This window comes from Shewanella subflava, assembly GCF_025971955.1.
In the GTDB taxonomy this organism is placed as follows: Bacteria; Pseudomonadota; Gammaproteobacteria; order Enterobacterales; family Shewanellaceae; genus Shewanella; species Shewanella subflava.
In genome coordinates this window covers 1-2366 of sequence record NZ_JAPDMX010000019.1, presented here as the reverse complement: position 1 = coordinate 2366, position 2366 = coordinate 1, and the positions used below count along the sequence as shown (strand labels likewise).

Sequence of the window (2366 nt, the reverse complement as noted above, 5' to 3'; positions counted from 1 at the left end):
GTAAGCGTCTGGGCAACTACACCTATCGTTTAAAATTCCAGGGTAACAAGCTGTCGATATTCGGTGCTGGTTGGCATAGTTCATTAAGGCAAGCCATGATGTAATCAAATGGCACTAAGCCATTTACCTTTGCGGTTTCCACAATGCTGTAAAGTGTTGCACTAGCATGAGCCCCATTTGCCGTTTGGCTAAATAACCAATTTTTGCGGCCTATCACAAATGGTTTTACCGCTCGCTCTGCACGATTATTGTCAATACTTAGTCTGCCATCATCAACATAACGAATGAGTTTGCTCCATTGATTAGCCAGGTAATTAGCCGCCGCTATCAGCTTAGTATTACCCACCAAATTTGGCTGATGCTGTTCAAGCCAAGTTTTTAGCTTGATAAGAATAGGCAGGCTAGCCTCTTGTCTGGCGATGTACTTTTCATCAATACTTTTATCTTTAACACGTGACTCAACTGCGTACAGTTTTTGGATAAGGCTTAATACTACATCGGCTTTGCCGGTTTTATTTTTCCCTTGCAACTTTTTGGCTTCAATAAATTTACGACGCGCATGAGCCCAACAGCCAGTTAAGGTTGCCTGTGTTTTTTCATAAGCTTGATAACCATCTACGTGCAAGTACCCTTGATATCCATCAAGATAATTAACTACGCACGCGGCCGCCCGACTATTGTGAAAGTCGTAAAGCACGATATTAGGAATAGGATTGCTTGACTCAGGTGAGTCTCGACCTGAGCAATATACCCACATGTAGCTGTTCACCTTATCTGATTTCACCACTTTTAGTGGTGTTTCATCGGCAAACAACATCGGCTGCTTTAATAGCTCGGCTTTAAGCCGTTCCACCAGTGGTGCAAACAGTGCGGCAGATTTGTCTATCCAGCTGCTAATAGTTTGGCGACTGAGCTCAATGCCATATTGCTTAAACATCGCTTCCTGGCGATAGAGCGGTAAACCATATTGGTATTTACTGGTGATGAGTTGTGCTAACAAACTGCTTGTCGCGATCCCTTTATTAATCGGCATTGTAGGCATTGAGGCTTGCTTTATCGGTGTATGAGTCGAGGACTTATCACAATGACGGCAGGCGTATTTAGGCCTAATATGCTCAATCACTTTGATTTGAGCTGGAATAAACTCAAGCTTTTCTGACTTGTCTTCACCCATTTTATGTAATTCACCGCCACAGCAATCACAAGTTTTATCTTCGATGTCATGAATAACCTGCTCACGGGGTAAGTCTTTTGGCAGTGGCTTACGTACTGGCTTTTTACGGGTATAGCTAATGGATTGTTGCTCAGCCTCAGCGGCCTCAACAATCTCTTCTACTTCATTGAATAACTCGCCTTGCCCGACAAAGCCTTCAGCACTTTTGCCGAATTGTTTTTGTTGAGCCAAGCGCCAGCGCTCTTCCAAGGCTGCGATTTGTGCATCCTTATGCGCTAACAGTTTTTCAAGTTCAGCGATACGCTGTTGAAGGGCGAGTACATTTTTCATAATGCCTATTTTAAGGCATAAAAAAAGGCTTTCCAGTGCTAACTGAACGCCTTTTGATGATCATCAATCGATCGCCAACTCTTTTGAATAATTAAAGCACTTGCTTACCTGTGACATTAATTTTGCTGTGGCCAATCACATCATACCCCGATAATAACCAGTGTAATTGTTGCTCGGTTAATGTCATGGAGGGTGATATGAGTTTGGGCCATTTGAACTTATGCTTGTCTAATCGCTTATACCATAGGGCAAAACCGGTGTTATCCCAGTAAAGCAATTTGAGTTTGTCACGGCCTTTATTACAAAACACAAATAGTGCGCCACTTAGCACAGGTAGTTCAAGCTCCGCTTCCACCAAAGCGGCTAACCCATTAATCGATTTACGAAAGTCGACCATATCGACACATAAATAAACGGTGGGTACATCAACAAACATCTTCATGCCATCAGGCCTTTAATGATGGTAATGATATTTGTTGCGGTGAAATCAGCTGGAAGTGTGAGCTGGCCGGTTCGTGTATCAAATTGCACCGAATGTTGATGCGTTTGTGCACAGACTTCAGTGGTGGTTTGTTTTAACTGAATAAAGCGTGATGAAGTGGCATTAAGTGTTTGTTCCGTTAGGTTTGACTTTGACTGCTTAACCAGTAGGGCGCGCTGTTTATAATAAGTGGTAATAGCGACATTATGGTGTTGGCAGAATTCAATATTGGTGCCTTTAAAATTGTTGCGCTGCTGAAGTAGCTCTAACCACTGTGCAGCTGTTCTGTGTGTTTTCATCACCTGCTCCAAATTTATCATTGAGCAGGTATTTTCAAATAGTCAGATTAACGATGCGAGGTGTGGTTCGCTAGACGGTTAC

General features: G+C 42.9%; 3 protein-coding genes. All 3 read right to left on the bottom strand.

All coding sequences use genetic code 11. The annotated features are described in order from the left end of the window. Positions 1–22: 22 nt before the first annotated feature. The 3 genes from tnpC to OHT75_RS08165 all read right to left on the bottom strand — a co-directional run bounded on the left by tnpC (position 23) and on the right by OHT75_RS08165 (position 2284). Positions 23–1504 (bottom strand): IS66 family transposase, encoded by a 1482-nt coding sequence (gene tnpC / locus OHT75_RS08175; RefSeq protein ID WP_264725998.1) that lies wholly within the window; start codon positions 1502–1504, stop codon positions 23–25. Positions 1505–1595: 91 nt separating this feature from the next. After that, positions 1596–1946 carry an IS66 family insertion sequence element accessory protein TnpB gene (gene tnpB, locus OHT75_RS08170; RefSeq protein ID WP_264725997.1) on the bottom strand — a complete coding sequence of 117 codons (351 nt, stop codon included), beginning with the start codon at positions 1944–1946 and terminating at the stop codon, positions 1596–1598. After that, the gene (locus OHT75_RS08165) at positions 1943–2284 is read right to left on the bottom strand and encodes an IS66 family insertion sequence element accessory protein TnpB (RefSeq protein WP_264725996.1); all 342 of its coding nucleotides are present in this window, start codon (positions 2282–2284) and stop codon (positions 1943–1945) included. Before OHT75_RS08165 ends, tnpB begins: the two co-directional genes overlap by 4 nt. Between the last annotated feature and the right edge of the window lie 82 nt (positions 2285–2366).